Annotated in this window: 19 protein-coding genes; 13 read left to right on the top strand and 6 right to left on the bottom strand. The window is 51.0% G+C overall.

Annotated features, from left to right (window positions below; all coding sequences use genetic code 11):
• Positions 1-128 precede the first annotated feature (128 nt).
• Genes TREAZ_RS13115 through TREAZ_RS13100 form a run of 4 tightly spaced genes read left to right on the top strand, consistent with a single transcriptional unit; the run spans position 129 to position 3,693 of the window.
• A complete protein-coding gene (locus tag TREAZ_RS13115) occupies positions 129-965 on the top strand; it encodes a MetQ/NlpA family ABC transporter substrate-binding protein (RefSeq protein ID WP_015712358.1) in 837 nt (278 codons plus the stop codon).
• Positions 966-993: 28 nt separating this feature from the next.
• Positions 994-1,986, top strand: a complete 993-nt coding sequence (gene msrB / locus TREAZ_RS13110) for a peptide-methionine (R)-S-oxide reductase MsrB (protein WP_015712357.1) — start codon at positions 994-996, stop codon at positions 1,984-1,986.
• Entirely contained in the window at positions 1,983-3,020 is a 1,038-nt protein-coding gene (locus TREAZ_RS13105) for a methionine ABC transporter ATP-binding protein (protein ID WP_015712356.1), read from the top strand. Before msrB ends, TREAZ_RS13105 begins: the two co-directional genes overlap by 4 nt.
• Positions 3,013-3,693 (top strand): methionine ABC transporter permease, encoded by a 681-nt coding sequence (locus TREAZ_RS13100; RefSeq protein WP_015712355.1) that lies wholly within the window; start codon positions 3,013-3,015, stop codon positions 3,691-3,693. Before TREAZ_RS13105 ends, TREAZ_RS13100 begins: the two co-directional genes overlap by 8 nt.
• Here TREAZ_RS13100 and glpK read toward each other — a convergent pair.
• The 5 genes from glpK to TREAZ_RS13075 are packed head-to-tail and all read right to left on the bottom strand — an operon-like array spanning position 3,690 to position 9,605.
• Positions 3,690-5,174: a glycerol kinase GlpK gene (gene glpK, locus TREAZ_RS13095; protein ID WP_015712354.1), complete on the bottom strand. Its 1,485-nt coding sequence runs from the start codon at positions 5,172-5,174 to the stop codon at positions 3,690-3,692. The two genes, TREAZ_RS13100 and glpK, sit on opposite strands and share 4 nt — an antisense overlap.
• A gap of 16 nt (positions 5,175-5,190) precedes the next feature.
• The gene (locus tag TREAZ_RS13090; RefSeq protein WP_015712353.1) at positions 5,191-5,937 is read right to left on the bottom strand and encodes an IspD/TarI family cytidylyltransferase; all 747 of its coding nucleotides are present in this window, start codon (positions 5,935-5,937) and stop codon (positions 5,191-5,193) included.
• A 6-nt stretch (positions 5,938-5,943) separates the two neighbouring features.
• Positions 5,944-6,441, bottom strand: a complete 498-nt coding sequence (locus TREAZ_RS13085; RefSeq protein ID WP_015712352.1) for a CarD family transcriptional regulator — start codon at positions 6,439-6,441, stop codon at positions 5,944-5,946.
• A 53-nt stretch (positions 6,442-6,494) separates the two neighbouring features.
• Positions 6,495-8,192 (bottom strand): peptide ABC transporter substrate-binding protein, encoded by a 1,698-nt coding sequence (locus TREAZ_RS13080; RefSeq protein WP_015712351.1) that lies wholly within the window; start codon positions 8,190-8,192, stop codon positions 6,495-6,497.
• A gap of 9 nt (positions 8,193-8,201) precedes the next feature.
• Positions 8,202-9,605: a TP0584 family protein gene (locus TREAZ_RS13075; RefSeq protein WP_015712350.1), complete on the bottom strand. Its 1,404-nt coding sequence runs from the start codon at positions 9,603-9,605 to the stop codon at positions 8,202-8,204.
• Between the two features lie 107 nt (positions 9,606-9,712).
• On the opposite strand from TREAZ_RS13075, the gene TREAZ_RS13070 reads away from it, so the two are divergent.
• Positions 9,713-10,510 (top strand): hypothetical protein, encoded by a 798-nt coding sequence (locus TREAZ_RS13070; protein ID WP_015712349.1) that lies wholly within the window; start codon positions 9,713-9,715, stop codon positions 10,508-10,510.
• 17 nt (positions 10,511-10,527) lie between these two features.
• Positions 10,528-11,733: a DUF8086 family protein gene (locus TREAZ_RS13065; RefSeq protein ID WP_015712348.1), complete on the top strand. Its 1,206-nt coding sequence runs from the start codon at positions 10,528-10,530 to the stop codon at positions 11,731-11,733.
• A gap of 11 nt (positions 11,734-11,744) precedes the next feature.
• Here TREAZ_RS13065 and TREAZ_RS13060 read toward each other — a convergent pair whose 3' ends face one another.
• Complete coding sequence (locus TREAZ_RS13060) at positions 11,745-13,349, bottom strand: sigma-54 interaction domain-containing protein (RefSeq protein WP_342632983.1); 1,605 nt, start codon at positions 13,347-13,349, stop codon at positions 11,745-11,747.
• A 227-nt stretch (positions 13,350-13,576) separates the two neighbouring features.
• Between TREAZ_RS13060 and nifH the strand changes: the two genes are divergently transcribed.
• From nifH to TREAZ_RS13025, 7 genes are read left to right on the top strand one after another with little or no spacing between them, the layout of a single operon-like run.
• The gene (nifH, locus tag TREAZ_RS13055; RefSeq protein ID WP_015712346.1) at positions 13,577-14,401 is read left to right on the top strand and encodes a nitrogenase iron protein; all 825 of its coding nucleotides are present in this window, start codon (positions 13,577-13,579) and stop codon (positions 14,399-14,401) included.
• 15 nt (positions 14,402-14,416) lie between these two features.
• Positions 14,417-14,782: a P-II family nitrogen regulator gene (locus TREAZ_RS13050; RefSeq protein WP_015712345.1), complete on the top strand. Its 366-nt coding sequence runs from the start codon at positions 14,417-14,419 to the stop codon at positions 14,780-14,782.
• Complete coding sequence (locus tag TREAZ_RS13045) at positions 14,779-15,159, top strand: P-II family nitrogen regulator (protein WP_015712344.1); 381 nt, start codon at positions 14,779-14,781, stop codon at positions 15,157-15,159. Before TREAZ_RS13050 ends, TREAZ_RS13045 begins: the two co-directional genes overlap by 4 nt.
• Before the next feature lie 18 nt (positions 15,160-15,177).
• Complete coding sequence (locus TREAZ_RS13040) at positions 15,178-16,815, top strand: nitrogenase component I subunit alpha (RefSeq protein WP_015712343.1); 1,638 nt, start codon at positions 15,178-15,180, stop codon at positions 16,813-16,815.
• A gap of 10 nt (positions 16,816-16,825) precedes the next feature.
• Positions 16,826-18,202: a nitrogenase molybdenum-iron protein subunit beta gene (nifK, locus tag TREAZ_RS13035; protein ID WP_015712342.1), complete on the top strand. Its 1,377-nt coding sequence runs from the start codon at positions 16,826-16,828 to the stop codon at positions 18,200-18,202.
• Positions 18,203-18,212: 10 nt separating this feature from the next.
• Positions 18,213-19,571 carry a nitrogenase iron-molybdenum cofactor biosynthesis protein NifE gene (gene nifE / locus TREAZ_RS13030; protein ID WP_015712341.1) on the top strand — a complete coding sequence of 453 codons (1,359 nt, stop codon included), beginning with the start codon at positions 18,213-18,215 and terminating at the stop codon, positions 19,569-19,571.
• Positions 19,568-20,959 (top strand): nitrogenase component 1, encoded by a 1,392-nt coding sequence (locus tag TREAZ_RS13025; RefSeq protein WP_015712340.1) that lies wholly within the window; start codon positions 19,568-19,570, stop codon positions 20,957-20,959. The genes nifE and TREAZ_RS13025 overlap by 4 nt, the downstream gene beginning before the upstream one ends.
• The last annotated feature ends 7 nt before the right edge of the window (positions 20,960-20,966 follow it).

Below are 20,966 nucleotides of genomic sequence, written 5' to 3'. Positions count from 1 at the left end.
AGGTATTAAACCCCTCAGCACGAATAAAAGTTAAAAAACAGATTATTTCCTCTTGACATAACTTAGTAAATCTATATATTTAATAAATTAGTATTCTTATAGGAATATTAAACTATGGAGGCGAAACTATGTTCGCAAAAAAGAAGATCGCAATCGGCTTGATACTTTGGTTTTCAATTACCGTATCATTTGGATCATTTAGCGTATTCGCCAGCGGGAAAAAAGAAGCAGCCGCTGAAAGGGTGGTGAAGATCGGCATCGTCGGGGATGCGGCAGATCAGTGGAAACCTGTTATCGCCAAACTTGCCGCTGAGGGTATTAAAATCGAGTTGGTGGAATTTACTGAATATGTCCAGCCAAACCGGGCTCTCCAGGACGGTGAAATCGATCTCAATTCGTTTCAGCATTACGCATACCTGAACAACGAGATCAAAACCAAGGGCTACTCCTTGACTGCCATCGGAGAAACCTTGCTGGCGCCCTTGGGCCTGTATTCCCAGAAGATCAAGTCTGTCGGCGAAATCAAGGCAGGGGACAAAATAGCCCTTCCCAATGACGTGGTAAACGGCGGCCGCAGCTTCCGGGTTCTCGAAAAAGCAGGGCTCATAAAAATTCCCGAATCCGCAGGACCTACGCCCAGCAAACTTGATATAACGGAAAATCCCCTTAACCTGGAGTTTGTTGAAGTTGAAGCAGCCCAGACCCCGCGGGTACTACCGGATGTGACCGCAGCGTTTATCAACGGCGGCCATGCGGTAAACGCAGGGCTGAACCCCGAGCGGGATTCCATCGCCCTGGAGAAGCAGGACGGAGGCGGTCAGAACCCCTATATCAACGTGATCGCCGCCAGGACAGACAGGAAAGACGATCCTGTGTTTAAGCGCATTGTCAATGAATACCGTACCGATGCGGTCAAAGAAGTACTCCAGACCGTATATAAGGGTGCGTTTACTCCGGCATGGTAAGAATTTCCTTATTGAGGCGCCGTACGGCATGAAAAAAGAAATTTACCTTGCCGGCGGCTGCTTTTGGGGAACAGAGAAATTTCTTTCCCTTATCAGCGGGGTGTCAGCCACATCAGTGGGTTATGCCAATGGGCGGACTGTCAACCCCGCGTATAAAGATGTAAAGTCCCAGGAATCCGGCTATGCCGAAACAGTGCGGGTTGAATATGATGATGAAAAGTTGGGCCTTAAAGAACTGCTGGCGCTCTTTTTTGAGGCCATCGACCCTACTTCCCTTAACCGTCAGGGCCATGATGCGGGTATTCAATACCGGACAGGCATCTATTATACCGAAGAGGCCGACAAAGGGATTGTTGAAGAGTCCATCTCGGACTTGAAAAAGAAATACACTCCCCTGGGAAAGCCCGTGGTCGTCGAAACGAAGAAACTTGAAAATTTTTACCCCGCCGAAGAATATCACCAAAAATATCTCGATAAAAATCCCGGCGGGTATTGTCACATTGATTCGTATCTTTTCAAAAAGGCGGCGGACTATAGGCCCAAAGAAGCTTCCCGGAGTGGCGGGATTTCCGGCGCTGAAAAGCAGGAGCGGCTTAAAAAATTGCTGCCCCTCCAATACGATGTTACCCAGAACGCCGCAACTGAAGCGCCTTTTACCGGAGAATACGATAATTTTTTTGAAGAAGGCATCTATGCTGATGTGGTAAGCGGGGAGCCGCTTTTTTCATCAAAGGACAAATACAATTCAGGTTGCGGCTGGCCGGCTTTTTCCCGGCCTATAAATGAAAGCCAAATCACTGAAAAAGCAGACAGCTCTCTGGGCAGAAAGCGTACCGAAGTCAGAAGCCTAAATGGGGACAGCCACCTGGGCCATGTGTTTAATGACGGCCCCGCTGAACTCGGAGGGCTCCGCTACTGTATCAATTCGGCTGCGCTGCGTTTTATCCCGGTTCAAAATCTCGCCGCCGAAGGCTACGGCGAATACCTCAAACTGTTCCGGGACAAAGGCGCGGATTCATGATCGAGCTTAAAAACGTCAGCCGCACCTTCGGTAAAAACACCAATACCGAAGTACGGGCTGTCAAGAACGCCTCCTTCACCGTGGCGGACGGTGAAATTTTCGGTGTAATCGGTTATTCCGGCGCCGGCAAGAGCACCCTGGTGCGCTGTATCAACCTTCTGGAACGGCCCGATGCAGGAGAAGTTTGGGTTTCAGGCCGCAATTTGATGAACCTGGATCAGCGCGATCTGCGCCATGCCCGCAAAAAGATAGGCATAATATTCCAGCTCTTTAACCTGTTCTCTTCCCGGACTGTGGCGGAAAATATCGGGTATTCTCTTAAATATACGGGAATGTCAAAAGAGGATATTGAAAAGCGTGTTGACGAACTCCTTGACCTTGTAGGGATAATGGACAAAAAAAATGTATATCCTTCCCAGCTTTCAGGTGGACAGAAGCAGCGGGTCGGTATCGCCCGGGCCCTGGCTTCAAAACCCGAGGTACTTCTCTGCGACGAGGCTACCAGTGCCCTGGATCCCCAGACAACCCAGTCCATCCTTGCCCTGCTTCGGGATTTGAACCGGCAGCTGGGGCTCACCATTGTCATTATCACCCACGAGATGAATGTGGTAAAATCCATCTGTACTTCTGCAGTAGTTATGGATTCCGGGGAGATTGTAGAACGGGGATCAGTTTTTGAGCTTTTTTCAAACCCCCAGCTGCCCATTACCCGGGATTTTATCGCCACCACTTCTACTCTGGGTAAGGTGTACGATCTGGTACGCACAAACTCTCCGGTGGTCCGCTTAAAAGACGGCCAGATCCTGGCCAAGTTCAGCTATGTGGGAAAGAACACGGTAAAGGCCCTTATTTCCACGGCTTCAATCAGGTTTGGCCTGGAGATCAACATAATCTTTGCGGATCTGGACATTATCCAGGACACGCCCATCGGCGCCCTTGTCAATATTATAGACGGCGATGCAGAAGCCATTAAAAACGCTTTTGCCTGGTTCCGGGAACAAGGTGTCAAAATCGAGGAGATTTCCCATGGATGATTTTATATTGAAAATAATTCCGAACGTCATCGGAAAACGGGCGGAGCTTCTTAAATCCCTGATCCAGACCATGCAGATGCTGGCCATTACCGGATCCATTTCATTTTGTATAGGCATAGTCCTGGCTTTTGTGATCGTCGTTACCCGGAAAGGCGACATTCTCGAAAATATCTTTATCTGGACCATACTGGACAAGGTGATAAACTTCTTCCGTTCTATCCCGTTTATAATCCTTATCGCCCTCATCATTCCCGTAACCAGGGCCCTGGTCGGTACGGCTATCGGCGTTAGGGGCGCCATAGTGCCTCTGGTGTTCGGCACAATTCCGTTCTTTATCCGGCAGATGGAAAACGCCCTTTCCGAAATCGACCGGGGCGCTATAGAAGCCGCCCTGTCCATGGGCACAAGCCCTGTGGGCATCATCTTCCGGGTATATCTAAAAGAAAGCGTCCCGGGGATCATTCGGGGTGTTACCATAACCCTCATCAGCATGATCGGCCTCATTGCAATGGCCGGAGCAGTGGGCGGCGGCGGCCTCGGGGATTTTGCCATCCGCTATGGCTACAACCGCTACCAGACGGACATCACCATTGTCACCGTTCTTATATTGATTGCAATTGTCACCGTCATACAAACCCTGGGGAATATAATCAGCAAAAAAATGGTCCACTAGTTCGCCCAGCCCCTGCTGCGGCCTACGGCTTTGTGCCAGCCTTCGAGCAGTTCCTCTTGCCGGGCTTTTTCCATTTTTGGGGCAAAGGCAACATCGCAGCGCCATTTGGCGCGCACTTCATCCTTGTCCTTCCAAAAGCCTGTCGCAATGCCCGCAAGGCAGGCTGCGCCCAGGGCGGTGGTTTCCCGGACAACAGGGCGTTTGATTTCTCCGCCCATGATATCCGCCTGGAACTGCATGAGGAAGGCGTCCCTGCTGGCGCCGCCGTCAACTTTCAATTCGGTTAATTGCGTTCCTGTGTCTTTCTCCATGGCCCGTACCAGATCGAGGCTCTGGTAGGCAATGGATTCTTCGGCTGCCCTGATGATGTGGTAGCGTTTGGTTCCCCTGGTGAGGCCCATGATGCAGCCCCGGGCGTACATGTCCCAGTACGGCGCGCCCAAGCCCGTGAAGGCCGGCACCAGGTAGACGCCCCCTGTGTCGGGGACTTTATTGGCATAGTATTCGGAATCGGCGCTCTCGGTGATGAAGCGCATCTCATCCCTGAGCCACTGGATCACCGCCCCTCCCACAAAGACAGATCCTTCGAGCACGTACTGAACCCTGGTGTCCAGGCTCGCAGCAATAGTGGTAAGAAGCCCGTTTTCGCTTTCGTAGGGTATGTCCCCGGTGTTCATGAGGAGGAAGCATCCTGTACCGTAAGTGTTCTTGGCTTCCCCTTTTTCAAAACAGCATTGGCCGAAAAGGGCCGCCTGCTGATCCCCAGCAATCCCTGCTATGGGGATTTCTTCGCCCTGGATATTTGCTGTGCCGAAAACCCTGCCTGAAGGATAAACCTCCGGCAGCATCTCCCTGGGTATGTCCAGGGCCTTGAGGAGTTTGTCGTCCCAGCCGAGCTTGCGTATGTCGTAGAGCATGGTACGGCTGGCGTTGGTGTAGTCCGTGGCGTGTACCGCGCCATTGGTAAATTTCCAGACAAGCCAGGTATCCACAGTGCCGAAGAGCAGCTCCCCCTTCCTTGCCCTCTCCCGGGAGCCTTCCACATGATCGAGTATCCATTTGATCTTGGTTCCCGAAAAATACGCGTCAGCCACGAGGCCCGTGGTATTTTTGATATGATCCCCGAGGCCGTCTTTTACGAGGGCGTCTACAATATCGGAGGTACGGCGGCATTGCCATACGATGGCATTGTAAATGGGCCTGCCTGTTTTTTTATCCCAGACGATGGTAGTTTCCCTCTGGTTGGTGATGCCTATGGCAGCTATGTCCTTGGGAGAAACATCTTTCCTCGTAAGGAGTTCCATCATCACCGCGTACTGGGACGAATAGATCTCCATGGGATCATGCTCCACCCAGCCCTCGCGGGGATAAATCTGAACAAATTCCTTCTGCTCCACGCCGGCGATGTTCTGATCCCGGTCAAAGAGTATGGCCCGGGAACTGGTGGTTCCCTGATCAAGAGCCAAAATGTATTTTCCCATAAGCCTGCCTCCATTCTCACCTACTATTTTGAATATCCCCCGGAAACGTTATCTTCCGGTTCTCCGGTTCTCCGGTTATCGCCACCACCTTCCCTTCGAATTCTGCCCAGACTTCGGCATCGTCGGTATAGTCGAAGTCCTCGCGGGCTCCGCGCTCAGCGGCTTTTTCGTGGGCCCGCAGTATTGCGGGGAATGCGAAAGCCTGGGGCGTCTGGGCTGCAACAATAGTGGAACGCCGCAAATGGCGTTTGATAAAAGCCGCCTCATTCAACCCTGCCGCCTCCAATTCCTTGGGGGTTTCCACTATGGGCAGCGCCGGAACAACCGCCTTGTATTGGATTGCCGCATCGATGATCTGCTCGATAAGGCTGCCGGAAATCCAGGGCCTTGCGCCGTCGTGGATGAGCACGTATTGGGGGTGCAGGCTCTCGAGGAAGCTAAGGGCTTTGTGCACTGATGCCCGGCGGGTCACTCCTCCGGGGACGAAATGGATGCGGTTTTCGGCAAGGAGCCTGTCCAGGAGGGACGAAGGCAGGCTCGCCTTGGCTGCCTTTTCTGACGACTCGCCTGGCGGGATGGCGACGACTATGGGGCCTATGCGGGGACAGGCTGAAAAGGCTTGAATGGCACTGCCGAGGACGGTCAGGGGCTTGCCTTTGTCGTCAAGACAGGAAGGACCCAGGGCCTGGTATTCTTTTTTGACTCCCCCCATTCGGGTGGATGAACCAGCCGACATAATTATAGCGGCAATGGAGGGGGCCATGAGGGCTTACTCGGCTTCGAGGCGGGCCTGGATCAGGTTCTCCACTTCTTCCTTGGGTTTGCGGAGGGAGTAGGACACCTCATCCAACAATAGCTTCTGTGCCGAATCGTAGAGCTTGCGCTCCAATATAGGGAGCTCCTTTATTTTTTGGCGGTGATAGAGGGAGCGCACGATGGTGGCTATGTCCATGATGCTCCCCTTTTTAAGGAGGTCAAGGTTCATCTGGTACCTAAGCTTCCAGTCCGAAGGTATGGGTTCGTAGGCTTCGCTAAGGAGTTCCAGGGCTTTAAGGGCTTCGTCTTTTGCTACTATTGGCCTGATTCCCAATGTTTCGGCGTTGTTCATGGGAACCATGATGGTCATGTCGGATACTTCCAAATAGATCACATAGTAAAGGACTTTGTTCTCTTTAAAGGGTTTTTCTTCGATAGATCTTACAATCCCCACGCCCTGGCTGGGGTACACTACCTTTTGATCCACCTGAAAATTTTTGGATTTGCTCATTGGCTATAATATACCACAAAAAAAGCAAAATGTGAATGCCTTTTTAACGCCTTTTACCGGGCCATGGCAACCCCGGGCAGAGGCTTCAGGGCCTTGAACGAAAGGTACTTAAAGGGGTGTATGTCCAGCACATTTGGGTACCAGCCGTCAATGATGTCGGTGTCCACTATATTGATGGCCGGGCTATAGGATATGGGAAGCACTGCGCCCCTGGAAAGGAGCAGCTTCTCGGCCTCGGCCAGGGTGCCCCAGCGGGCTGAACCGTCTTCGGTCATGGACTTGTCCAGCAGGTTCTCGTAGTCTGTGTCGCTGTATTTGGCGTCGTTGAGGTTGGAATCCCTGCGCCACATTTGGAGGAAGGTATAGGGATCTGCAAAGTCGCCTATCCAGGTGGTGGAGCCCACTTCGTAGTCATCCTGCTTGAGGGACTGGAAGTAGCGGCTATAAGGGACTACATCTATCTTTGCGGGTACTCCGAGCTTTTCCATCCAGGTGCTTGCCATAAGGCCCGCTATGCGGGCTGCTTCCGGGGAGGGGGTGATGCGTATCACCAGCTCCGGCAGGCCCACGCCTTTTGCGTAGCCTGCCTCTTCAAGGAGTTTTTGGGCTTCTTCTATATTGGTGTTTGCAAGGCCCTCGATTTCAGGATAGCCCGGTATGGGGTATATCAGGGTCTTGGCGGGGAGGTAGTGGCCTTCCCGCAGTTCTTCCCAGGGGAGGGAAATAGACAGAGCCCGGCGCACCTTGCTATCGTCCCAGGGTTTTTTGGAAGCGCGTATGTAGTAATAGTGGGTGGCAAACATGGCGTTTACCTGGATGCCGCTCCGGTCGGTCAGGGCGTCGATGTTCACATCCCCGGTGATCCAGCGGCTTTCGCCTGAATTCCAGAGGGCTGCTGCTTCGTCGCCATCGTCGGTATACCTGATGTTGATTTTGTTCAGCGCTACCTGGTCGGCGGCCCAGTAGTTTTTGTTTTTGAGGAACAGTATGTGGTCCTCGTCAAATTCTTCTATATAGAAAGGGCCGTTGGATACAGGCTTGTGGCTTGCCCAGGCGCTTTCGCGCATCATTGAAGGATGGATGGGGCTGAAGGAATGATGGCAGAGCATGCTGGGGAAAAAGGCTGCGGGATCGTTGAGGGTTACTATCAGTGTTTTGTCATCTTTGGCGTTAATGCCCACCTGATCCGCACCAACCTGGCCAAGGCGGTATTCCTTTGCCCCTTTGATTATATCGAAGAGGGAAGAATAGGGGGAATCCTCTCCCGGATCCAAAAGCGAAATCCAGGCGGCTTTAAAATCCCCTGCCTTTACAGGATCGCCGTTCCAGTATTTCGCAGTATCCCTGATGGTAAAAGTCCAGACTTTTTTGTCCTCTGAAAGAGCGTACCTGGCAGCGGCTCCGGGCACGGGCTCCATGGTAAAAGGATGATAGGTAAAAAGTCCTTCGTAGAGGGCGGTGTATAATTGGGCCTCGCTTGCGAGGTATGATTTGCGGAAATCCAGTTCCACTTCGCTTTTGGAGAACACTGCGGCAAGTTCGTCCCTCGCGGAAGGGCGGGGCCTTGTCTCGGCATAATCGGGCCCAAGCCTGGACGGGCTTTCATCGGGGCTGCTTTGATCCGGGGGAAGGGCCTCCTGGGCAATTTCAGGCGGCGTGTCTTCAATAATTGCGGGCTTCGATCCGCATCCGCTTCCTATTATAGCAATAAGCCCTAAGGCTATCCAAAAGGGGGAAAATAACTTTTTCATGCGTACCTCTTACGCGCCTTGGGCGCTGGGGTTGACCCCAAGACGCTTGAGCTGCTCTTCTTCTTCTTTCTGGGCACTGTACTCGTGGCGTTTGGCATTGGCCCGGATTATGGCATTTTTGATGGTTGCCAGCTCCGGCTTGATGCCCTTTACTTTTTCCCGATCAGCGCGGTCAGTGGCTGCCTTAAAAAATTCGTCCAGGGCTGCAAGGATTTTATGGAGGGATTGAATCTCCCTGATGTTTTTTTCGAGGAAGGATATGATCTGCTCTTCCTGCATGGCTTCCAGTTTGGCAAGCCCTGTACCGCGGACGCTGATAGTAGAAAGAGTGCGAACCTTCTTGTCAAGGTCGGTCCTGAAGGAAACAAAATTGATCTTGTCCCGTACCGGCACGCCCCTGACCGGATCTATGTATTCTACTTCGTAAATGACGGGGTCCGGCTCTTTGTTGAGCATTTGGGCCATGGCCTTTTTTACCTTCTGCCAGAAGCTTTGCTTTTTGTTTTCCAGCAGTATGTGGTTCTCGTCCATCTTTCCTGCCACATCCTGAAAAGCCTGGGCCGTGGTACCGATTAACTGCACCCCTTCGAGGAGTATGGATTTAAATGACACCTGGGGCTTTGCAGCCTTGGGTTTAACCTCAGCCACCGCAAGGCTTTTCAGTATCCTCTCCCTTAAGGCAGGGCCTTCCTTGGTGGTATCTTCTTTTATGACTTCTTCAGCCAGGTCGGGGTAGAAGGGCTTCCCCGGGTTAATTTGAGCCCACTTCCTCTTTATCGGGGGAACCTGGGCAGCATCGGCAGGGCCCATTTCGCTGGTTATTGAATTCCGCAGCTCAAGCTTGTAAAGCTCCCGCTGGTAGTCCGTCAGGGACTTGAGGTACCCCATGATGGGTGTATAGGATCTATTGAGATGGGCGAGGGATTCGCTGATAACACTCATGGTCAGGGGCTCGGCGCCGGTTTTAATCTGGTTGGTCATCTCTGCCACAGCCATAGTGTTGGCAGACTGGGAATCCGGGGTGAGGTGCACCCAGTCGATGTACTTCACAAGCCCCACTATGCGTTTAATCCTGTCCAGGGTGAGGAAGTCGGCGCTGAACTGGTAAAAATTGACCAGGAAGTCCAGCTGGTTATCGTAGGTTGAAAGGCGCATGGAGAGTTGATCCAGACGGGTTGCGTCGGTAAAGGAACTGGTGTCAGGCACTTCCAGCTCCCCGATCTTGGCTTCCTGTTTGTAGGGATCTTCGTTGATGAGCCCTTTCTTTAGATAGAGGTTATAGAGGGATGCAAACCCTGTGTGATAAAGCCGGAGTTCGTCTTTTAGTTTGCCGAGTTCGGATTTTTCAAGCCAATCCGCACGGGCCTTAAGCGCAACCGAGAGGGCCTGCCTGTAATCTGTGTTTTCAGCCATTTGTTAAATTATGCAACAATTTTATCTTTTAAGCAATGTTACAGAAGGAAAAGAAAAAAACGCAGCAAATTCCCAAGCGCCCGGCATTCCAATGCCATATAAGGTATATGGGAAATCATCTTTTTTTGAAGGGCTTCAGGATGGCGGCTGCCGCCAGCCTGATCCTGGCTTTGACAGCCTGCAACGGTCCTCTCAAGGCCGAATACAGCGTGGCTCTGCCTCAGCTTCCCCAAGCTTGGGCAGAAATTATCGGGAGCCCTCATTGGCTGCTCCAATGGGTCAATGAGGACGGGGCCTGGGAGAGCCGGCGCCTTCCCCCATACAGCGGAGCTTCCCCGATTTCTCCCCTGGAAGAATGGGCTGTTCCTGTCCTGGCTTGGCCCTATTGGCCTGGGAAAGACTTAGCCCCCGGCTGCATGCGTCCCGCAGGCGCTATCTATCCATGGGATGCCTCCGGCGGTAGCATTGCCGTAAGCTGGCAAGGGGGTGTGGATGCCTACTTCTGGCAGGAGCTTGCTTCGTGCGGACTTCCCGAGCTTCTTAAAACAGCAGGAACCCCCAGGCTGCCCTGGCTTTTTGACTGGCCCCGCTTCAGGGAGCTCCTCCAAAGCCCGGAAGTGCCGGATCTGATCCGCGACGATCCCTGGACAGCCGACTGGAGTTCCATAGCCAAGAAAACCCTTGCTTCGGGTTTTGATAAACGACGCATTGTACCTCGCCCAAGGGCAGAAATCCTTGTCCCTGGCCTGGGTGTCCCCTGGATAGGGGCAAGCCCCTTCGCTGTTTCCCTCTCCGCAGCCCCGGGCGAGGCATTGCATCTTCCTGTTTCTGATGAAGCTGAAGCCTGGGTTTCAGTTATGGGAACAATTAAGGGCAATAAAGATGCGTGGATCTTTGTACCGTAAATGACTAGACTTCCTGTATGAACAGGCGGCCTGGCTTCTTTTTACAGCTTTTCGTGGTTTTTTTGAGTCTTGCCGCAGCCCTCGTCCTTATTGCCATTGGCAGCTGTTCCCGGCCTTCTTCGCCGGATGCTGTCCAGGCGCTGCAAGAGGAAGCAGGGACTGTGCCTGCCTGGGAAGCCCTGGCCATCCTCAAAACCGGGGAGAATCCGCTCTGGTTCGAGCTTGGGGAAGCCGGGCCTGCGCTTATCCCCTCCCCTGAAGAGGCGGGCCTTGGCGACTACAAGCCCTGGCCCCTTTCGCGCCGCATTGCGGGTATGCTTAGCTGGGAGGACAGCCTCGTGCTGGCCTCTAACCGCGAGGGCTTTATCATCCTAAGCCCCCGGTTTGAGTCAGGCGCTACACTGTACCGTTCTTCCGATCCAGCCTATTGGGATGCTTATTCCATAGCTTCTTTCTTTATTTATGAAGAGAAACCTTCGATCCTCCTCTACAGGGATGATTTTTTTACAGACCCTGCAGCGCCCCTGGCAGCTCCGGCTCTGTCCCTGGGTTGGGAATTTAACGTGCCCATCCCTATTGATGTAGCCTTCCTTCAATCCCCTATAGCGGGCGATAATTGGGAGCCTAATGCCCTGACGAGGGCCGCTGACGGTTTTTGGTATGCCAGATGGGCACAGCCGGGCATAGAAAGGCCCCAGTCCAGGTATCTCAAGGCTTCCAGCCTTGCAGAGCATGGCGATCAAATCTCTGTTGATGCCTACCGGCATGCTGCCCAACCTGGGCCAATTTCTGCCGCCCCTCCCTTTGTTGTTGCTTTCTTCAATAATGTGCCCCGTGATTTTACTGATGGCCTTGGCTACCTGATCTTGGAGCTTGTCTCCCCTTCTTACGGTGAGAAACGCCTTTTTTCAGCCGGCGGAGGGAGCTCCGCTTTTCAGGATAATGAGAATATGAGCCCTCTTTATGGCTTTTACCGTGAAAGCCCCGCTCCCTTCTTTTTTGCCGTACTGCCTGATGGCAGAGGCATTTCGGGCGGTGAAGGTGTTGTTGCACAATTCGAGTTGCCGGTCTTGCCCGAAGCTTATGTGTATACCGGCGTAGGGCTGGCAGGGGATGTGCTTGTGGCGGCCTGGGAAGAACAGGAAGGTTCAGCTGTAGGGTCTGCGGGCTTTATGGTTGTAGAAGCGGGCGCTTTTTTGCCTGATTATCCTTCTTCGCATTAGCGGTCAAAGTGTCATTCGCCGGTATAGTTTTCCTTCTTCAACCCATATTTGGCAGCCCTGAGTCCCATGATACGTTCGGAAATACCCAGGTTGGCGGCGGCCCGGGCGATACTGCCCCGGGTCCAGCGGTATTCTTCGGTAATCAATTCTTTTTCCACAGATTCCAAAACTTCCTTTAAGGGGCGTTTCCTTCCGCCCTGGGCCTCCTGTTTTTTTTGAAGATTGGGAGGCAGGTGATAACTGTGAATGGTTCCGTCAGTTGACAGTATAACTGCGCGTTCTATGCAGTTCTCAAGTTCCCGCACGTTCCCCGGCCAGGAATAGGCGGTCATGAGCGATACTGCGGCAGGAGAAATACTGCGAATCTCTTTGCCGTGTTCGGCGGAAATGCGCTCCAGAAAATGATTGGCCAAAAGCATGATGTCGGTTTTGCGCTCGCGCAGGGGGGGGATCACCAGGGGGAAAACTGAAAGGCGGTAGTAAAGGTCTTCGCGGAAGATTCCCTCCCGGATGAGGGCAGGAAGATCGCGGTTTGTGGCGGCAATAACCCTGATGTTTACCTTGATGGTACGGGTGCCGCCTATGCGTTCAAATTCCCTTTCCTGCAGTACTCGCAGGAATTTGGTCTGCACCTGAAGGGGCATCTCGCCGATTTCATCGAGAAAAATGGTGCCGCAGTCGGCTTCTTCAAAATACCCTTTACGCAGAGAAACTGCGCCGGTAAATGCGCCTTTCTCATGGCCGAAGAGGGTATCCTCAATAAGGCTTTCGGGAATGGCGGCGCAGTTCAGCTTGATGAAAGGCTTGAGCGAACGGGGAGAAGCGTAATGGATGGTATGCGCCACCCTCTCCTTGCCTACTCCGCTCTCGCCCAGGAGCAGTACCGTAGCATTTGTAGCGCTTACCTGCTCCATCTGGCTGTAAAGGAGGCGCATGATTTTGGAATTGCCGATGATGGCCTTGGGCCGGTTGTAGCGTACCCGCAGTTCCTCGTAAAGCCTCGAATTCTCCTCCTGAAGATCCGCCATCTCCTCGGTTTGCACCTGCTGGAGCCGCACCACCTGGGAGATGGAAGCCGCAGCAACAGTAAGCACTCCGACTTCGTAATCGAGACTTTCAGAGCTGTAATTGAGGTCGATGCCAATGGCGCCAATCACTTCAAGCCCCAGCTTGATGGGAATACAGACAAAAGAAGTGTCCATGGCTTCGGCATTTTTCCGCGCCCCCGTACGGTTGAGAAAACGGGGATCGTCAGCAATACGCTTAATTACCGCAGGGTTTCCGGTTTCTATGACCTGGCCTGTTATTCCCTCTCCCAAAGAATAGCGGCCCTTGAGTTTTTGGTGTTCGTCCAGCCCCCAGGCTTCGGCAATGGCTATCTCTCTTGTTTCACGGTTGAGGATGGTAATCATGCCTCTTCGTATGCCCAGGCAGGAGGCAATTTGATCCAGCACGGGCTTGAGGATCGCTTCGATGTGATCGGATTCGGAGAGGAGGCTTGAGATTTCAAAGAGGAGACGAAGCCCGTCCCTCGACCGCTGATACATATTCAGGGAACAGGGCTGCACCGTTATGGGACAGGTGAGCAGTCTAGGTTCTTCGATTCGTAATGCCATACCCAAGAGTAACTCAACAAAGAGAAAAATTCAAGAGAATTTTCCTACTTTTGTGTATGTTGAATCCACATGGATGTAGCGTTTGTTATTTTTAGCTAACATAATTCAGCCTTTTATGGGCATTAAAGGGGCAAAAAAGGGCTTTTTAAAGACTTGGCACGCTTTATGCTATATAAATGGTGAGCCGTTTGCAAAACGGAAATTGAAGGGAAAAAAGGAAGTGTACTATGAGGAAAATCGCAATTTATGGAAAGGGAGGTATTGGGAAGTCCACGACTACCCAGAATACGGTAGCTGCTCTGGCCGAAATGGGAAAAAACATGATGGTAGTCGGCTGCGATCCCAAGGCCGACTCGACCCGCCTGCTCCTGAACGGGCTGGCCCAAAAGACGGTACTGGATACATTGCGAACCGAGGGCGAAGACCTCGACCTCGAGGATGTGGTGAAGGTTGGTTTTAAGGGAACCCGCTGCGTTGAGTCAGGCGGGCCGGAACCGGGGGTTGGCTGCGCAGGACGGGGTATCATAACCTCCATTAACCTGCTGGAGCAGCTCGGGGCTTTCCACGAACAGTACAAGCTGGATTACACCTTCTATGATGTATTGGGCGACGTAGTCTGCGGTGGGTTTGCCATGCCTATACGCGATGGCAAGGCTGAAGAAATCTATATCGTCTGTTCCGGTGAAATGATGGCCATGTACGCTGCCAACAATATCTGCAAGGGTATCATGAAATTTGCAGAAGCCGGCACGGTGCGTCTCGGCGGCCTTATCTGTAACAGCCGCAAGACCGACAGGGAGGATGAATTGATAGGGGCCCTGGCGGAAAAACTCGGCACCCATATGATCCACTTCGTCCCCAGGGACAACATGGTTCAGCGTGCGGAAATAAACAAGAAAACCGTCATCGACTTTGATCCTACCATCGGTCAGGCTGATGAATACCGTAAGCTTGCCTCCGCTATAGAAAACAACAAGAAGTTTGTCATTCCCAAGCCCCTGGATATGACTGAACTCGAAAAACTTTTAATGGAATTTGGAATAGCAGATTAAAGGAGGAGAATTAATATGGTAATGATAAGGGCGATAGTGCGGCCAGAGAAAGCTGAAGAAGTAATGGCCGCCCTCATGGCGGATGGATTTCCTGCGGTAACCCGGATGAATGTATCGGGCCGGGGCAAGCAGCGGGGTATCAAGATCGGGGACGTAACCTATGACGAGATTCCCAAGGAACTCCTGCTCATGGTAGTAAAAAACAGCGACAAAGAATTTGTCATTAAGAAAATAATGGAAGTTGCCCGCACCGGCAAGGGTTCCTTTGGCGATGGCAAGATCTTTGTATCCCCTGTGGAAGAAGTTTACACCGTAAGTTCCGGACTCAAGGACGCGCCTGATACCGGAACTTCCGCGCCAATTCCTGAGGAAAAGATATGAAGGAAGTGATGGCCATCATCAGGATGAACATGATGAACAAAACCAAGCGCGCCCTGGCCGAAGCGGGAATTACCTCCATGTATGCTAAAGAATGTTCGGGCCGGGGTAAAGGAATTATAGAAATACCCCATTACATCGAAGGCGCCGCCGAACGTTACGAAGACATGATTCAGGAACTGGGCATCGCAGGTAGACTTATACCCAAGCGCATGATCAATGTCATCGTTCCTGACAAGCTGGTAAAGACTGTAGTCAATACGGTGATCGGTGTAAATAAAACAGGCAGAAGCGGGGATGGTAAAATTTTCGTTATGCCTGTTGCAGAATCCTGGCGTGTTCGTACCGGTGAATCCGGGGACGAAGTATTGGATATGTGAAACTTTTAAGAGGTAAATATGGCAGAAGTATATGAACTCCCAGACACAGCGGAATTTAAGGCGGAAATTCTTGAAAGATACCCGCCCAAGCTCGCCAAGAAACGGGCCAAGCAGATAATAATCAACAAAATAGAAAATGACGATGATGTACCCGAGATACTGGCTAACACCAGAACTATTCCCGGCATAATCACCATGAGGGGTTGCGCTTACGCAGGATGCAAGGGCGTGGTCTTGGGCCCTACCCGTGATATTTTGCAGATAACCCATGGGCCTATAGGCTGCGGATTTTACAGCTGGCTTACCAGGCGGAATCAGACGAAGCCTACCACCGAAAGCGATGTCAACTACATGACCTATGCTATGTCCACAGATCTTCAGGAAGAGGAGATCATATTCGGCGGTGAAAAGAAACTGCGGGCTGCTATTGATGAGGCCGTTGCCCTCTTCCACCCCAGAGCTATTGGTATTTTTGCCACCTGCCCTGTGGGTCTCATAGGTGACGACGTTCACGCCGTGGCAAGGGCCATGGAAGAAAAATACCCTGATATAAACATCTTTGGGTTTTCATGCGAAGGTTACAAGGGCGTAAGCCAAAGCGCAGGCCACCATGTGGCAAACAACAAAGTGTTTACCGATGTAGTTGGCCTTAATGATACTTTTTCCAAACCGGGAAAATTCAAATTCAATATCCTTGGTGAATACAACATAGGCGGGGATGCCTTTGAGATTGAGAGGATAGTTGCTGATTGCGGCCTGTCGCTCCATTCTACATTCTCGGGGAATTCAACGTATGATGAATTTTCTTCGGCCCATACAGTGGATTTGAATGTGGTTATGTGCCATAGATCCATCAACTATCTGGCTGAAATGATGGAGAAAAAATACGGCATCCCCTGGTTCAAAGTGAATTTCGTAGGCGCCGAGGCTACATCAAAATCACTCAGGAAGATAGCCCAGTTTTATGAAGATGCAGATCTTCTCAAAAAAACAGAAGAAGTAATAGAGCGGGAACTGGTTGAAGTGGAAAAAGTGCGTCTTGATGTAAAATCGCGCTGCGAAGGAAAAACTGCGGTTCTCTACGTCGGCGGTTCACGGGCACATCACTATCAGGAGCTGCTTAGGGAAATCGGCATTACTATACTTTCCGCCGGTTATGAGTTCGCCCATCGTGACGATTATGAAGGACGGAAGGTGATGCCCTCCATAATAGTAGACGCTGATTCCCGGAACATCGAGGAACTCAAGGTGGAAGCCGATGCCGTACGGTACAAGCCCAGGCTCAGCGAAGAGAAGAAAGCCAGCATGGAAGCCGATGGTTTTGCCTTCAGCGACTACAATGGCTTGATGACCGAGATGCCCGAGTCCAGCCTGGTCATTGATGATTGCAACCACTACGAACTTGAAGAACTGCTTGACCGCTATCATCCTGATCTGGTCTGTGCGGGTATCAAAGAAAAATATGTGGTACAGAAAAGGGGCATACCCATGAAGCAGCTTCACAGCTATGACTATATGGGACCTTTTGCAGGCTACAAGGGTGCTATTAATTTCTATAAGGAAATAGACAGGCTTCTCAATTGCAGTGCCTTCAAATTTACCAAGGCCCCCTGGGACGAATCCCCTGAACTTTCCGCTACCTACGCGTTTAACTAAAGGAGCCAATATGTTACTGAGACATACACCTAAAGAAGTGGTTGAGCGGAGCGCTCTTACGATTAATCCTGCCAAGACCTGTCAGCCTGTAGGGGCCATGTATGCGGCCCTGGGTATACACAAGTGCCTGCCTCATAGCCATGGTTCCCAGGGCTGCTGCGCCTATCACCGGAGCGCTCTCACGCGGCATTATGCCGAACCTATCATGGCGAGTACTTCTTCATTTACCGAAGGGGCCTCGGTATTCGGCGGCCAGTCGAATATGTTGGAATCCATAAACAACATATTTGCCCTTTACGATCCGGACATCATTGCAGTTAACACTACTTGTCTTTCAGAAGTAATAGGCGACGACCTTAACCAGATCATCAACAGGGCAATTGCGGACAACAAGATCCCCAAGGGGAAGACTGTGATGTACGCCTCTACCCCGAGTTTCAAAGGTTCTCATGTTACAGGTTATGCCAATATGCTTACTGCCATGGTGCAGAACTTCGCAACAAACACGGGGAAGAAAAATAAAAGCATTACCTTACTTCCTTCTTTTGTGGAACCCAGCGATATGTCTGAAATTAAACATATTGCTGCGGAAATGGGCATAGACTACATTATGTATCCCGATACTTCCGGCGTCGTAAACGCTCCCATGGACGGCAAGTTCCACATGTACCCCAAGGGCGGCACTCCCAGGGAAAAGATCATCGCCTCGGGAGACAGCCGTTATGCCCTGGCTCTGGGACGGGTGGGCACTTTTCAGGCTGCCCAGCTTTTGGACAGCAAGTGTAAAGTAAAAACCGAAATTCTGGACCTTCCCATAGGCATCAGCGCTACTGACGCCTTTATTGATAAACTCAGAACCACTTCTGGTGTTACGGTCCCCGAGAGCATTACTGTTGAACGGGGGCAACTTGTGGACGTGCTCTGCGACAAGGCCCAGTATGTATACGGTAAAAAGATTTCCCTTATGGGTGACCCTGATATTCTTTTCGGGCTGGTTCAATTCTGCAAAGACGCAGGTATGGAAGTTATTCATGTCATTACCGGCACTCCCGCAGGGGCCAAGTGGGACAGAAGGATAAAAGAGCTTGCAGGCCCCAACGCTATTGTTAAATCAGGCGCCCAGGCTGATCTCTTTTACTTTCACCAGCTCCTTCAAAATACAAAACCTGATCTTATCTTTGGGAACACCTACTGCAAGTATATTGCGCGGGATATGGACATCCCCCTGATACGTACCGGTTTCCCCATCTATGACAGGATAGGCCACTCTTATTTCCCCATTACGGGCTACCGCGGCGGCCTTCATCTCCTGGTAAAAATCCTTGATGTCTTCATGGATCGCCAGGACAGGGACGCATCGGAAGAAAAGTTTGAGCTTGTAATGTGAGGAAACTGTAATGGTAGAAGTTCTTGAAGCCAGGAAACAGCAGGTTCTCGAAAAGGGCAAGGATACCTATGCGCTGGAATGCGAGAAGGCCAGTACCGCAGGTTCAGTAAGCCAGCGGGCCTGTGTTTTCTGCGGTTCCCGGGTGGTACTTTACCCTATCGCTGATGCATTGCACCTTATCCACGGCCCCATTGGCTGTGCGGCGTATACCTGGGAATTAAGGGGCTCCCTTTCGTCGGGGCCTGAACTTCACCGTTTGAGTTTTTCTACAGACCTGAAAGAAAACGATGTAATCTACGGGGGTGAGAAAAAGCTCTATGCAGCGCTAACGGAATTAATAAACGAATATAAACCCAAGGCAGCTTTTGTGTACTGTACCTGCATCATCGGCCTTATTGGCGATGATGTGGATGCAGTTTGCGCAAAAGTGGAAAAAGAGCATGGAATACAGGTTATTCCTGTCCACTCAGAAGGTTTTAAGGGAACCAAGAAAGACGGCTACAAGGCAGCGTGCGAAGGGGCCTTTAAATTAACCGGCAAGGATAATACCACGCCGGTCTCTGATTTCAGTATCAATATACTCGGGGAATTCAACCTTGCCGGGGAAACCTGGATCATCAAGGATTATTACAAACGCATGGGAATAGAAGTAACTTCCTGCATTACAGGCGATGGAAGGGTTGGGGAAATAGGAAAAGCCCATAGAGCCCGCCTCAATGTAGTTCAATGTTCCGGTTCCATGACCTACCTTGCAAAAATGATGGAAAAAGAGTACGGCATTCCCTTTATCAGGGTTTCCTATTTCGGTATAGAAGACATGAGCAAGGCCCTCTATGACGTGGCGGATTTTTTTAATAACGAAAAAATTATGGAGAACACGAAAGAATTGGTTCGTTCCGAAGTTTCCGATCTTCTCCCCCGGCTTGCGGAATTCCGCAAAGATCTTGAAGGCAAGAAGGCGGGCGTTTATGTAGGGGGTTCTTTTAAGGCCTTCTCCATGGTAAAGGCCCTGCGTCATTTAGGTATGGAAACCGTAGTGGTTGGTTCACAGACCGGTTCCCCCGAAGACTATGAATACCTCAAAGAAATTACCAATGAAGGAACCATTATACTCGACGACACTAACCCTCTGGAACTATCAGGTTTTATTCTTGAAAAAGGCGCGGACCTTTTAATCGGCGGTGTTAAGGAACGGCCCATTGCTTACAAGATGGGAATAGGTTTCTGCGATCATAATCATGAACGCAAGGAAGCATTGGCAGGATTTGAAGGCATGCTCAATTTTGCGAGAGAAGTTCACAATTCGGTTACAAGCCCCGTGTGGAAATATTCGCCGGCGAGAATGAAAGCACAGGAAAAGAAAATATGAGCCTTCAAACTACTGCTGTTCCTAATTTTACTTCTACACGCAATGCCTGCAAGCTCTGTTCGCCCCTGGGGGCCTGTTTAGTGTTGAGGGGGATTGAAGGCTGCATACCCTTAATACATGGATCGCAAGGGTGCTCAACGTATATCAGGCGTTACGGCATCAGCCATTTCAGGGAACCTATTGATATTGCATCCTCAAATTTTGTTGAATCTACCGCGATTTTTGGAGGAAAGGATAATCTTTTTACCGCTTTGGACAATGTTTCACGTTCTTACAAGCCTGCCGCGATTGGTGTTACATCAACGTGCCTTTCTGAAACCATTGGTGAAGATGTACCCATGTATCTGAGGCAATATGAAATTGATCGGGCCAAAGGTTTGAGAAATAACGGCGGGCAGAATCCTGCGATTTTCTATGCATCTACTCCCAGTTACCGCGGTACGCACATGGATGGTTTCCATGAAGCTGTTTTTGCGGCAGTGAGCAAACTCGTTGATGGAGAGAAAATAACCAGAACAGAAAGCAAAGGGCGCATCAATCTTGTTTCAGGTTTTATTTCGGCTGAGGATTTACGGGAACTTCAAACTATTCTAGGTTCCTTTACCACTGATTACACTCTTCTTCCCGATTATTCAGAAAGCCTTGACGGGCCTTCATGGGAAACCTACCAGAAGCTTCCCCAGGGTGGTACAAAACCGGAAGATATTAAAAAGATGGGAGAGGCGGCAGGTACAGTATACTTTGGCATAGCTCCCGGACACGACGCGGGAAAGTGGCTTGAAGAAACCTGGGGCGTTCCCCTTTTCAGGCAGGATCTTCCCATCGGCATAGAAAATTGCGATCCTTTCTATAAAACTCTTTCTAAATTGTCAGGAAAAGAAATCCCTGAAATATGGAATCGCCAGCGGGGAAGGCTTATCGACGCCTACATAGACGGCCACAAATACGTTAACAGCAAGCGGGCTATTATTTACGGGGAAGAAGATTTCGTAGCGAGTCTGGCTTCCTTCCTTGATGAAATTGGAATTGTGCCGGTAATAGCAGCTACAGGTGCGGATAGTCAGGGCTTTAAAAAAAGAATTCAGGGCGTATTACGGAACACCAGGCAGGAAGTTCAGATCGCAGATGACGCGGATTTTGTAACCATCCTGGAAATGGCAAAGGATCTAAGACCTGACTTTATCATGGGCCACAGCAAGGGCCTCTTTCTTTCCCGCGAATTAGGCATACCCCTGGTGCGCTGCGGTTTCCCTATTCACGACCGTATAGGCGGCCAGCGCATACTCCACCTGGGATATAAAGGAACGCTTAATCTATTCGACCTTGTCTGCAATGCAATTATGGAAGCAAAACAGGATCAGCATGATAAAGGATATACCTATATTTAGGGGAGCA

The organism is Leadbettera azotonutricia ZAS-9, assembly GCF_000214355.1.
GTDB lineage: Bacteria > Spirochaetota > Spirochaetia > Treponematales > Breznakiellaceae > Leadbettera > Leadbettera azotonutricia.
This window is presented reverse-complemented; position numbering and strand designations above follow the sequence as displayed.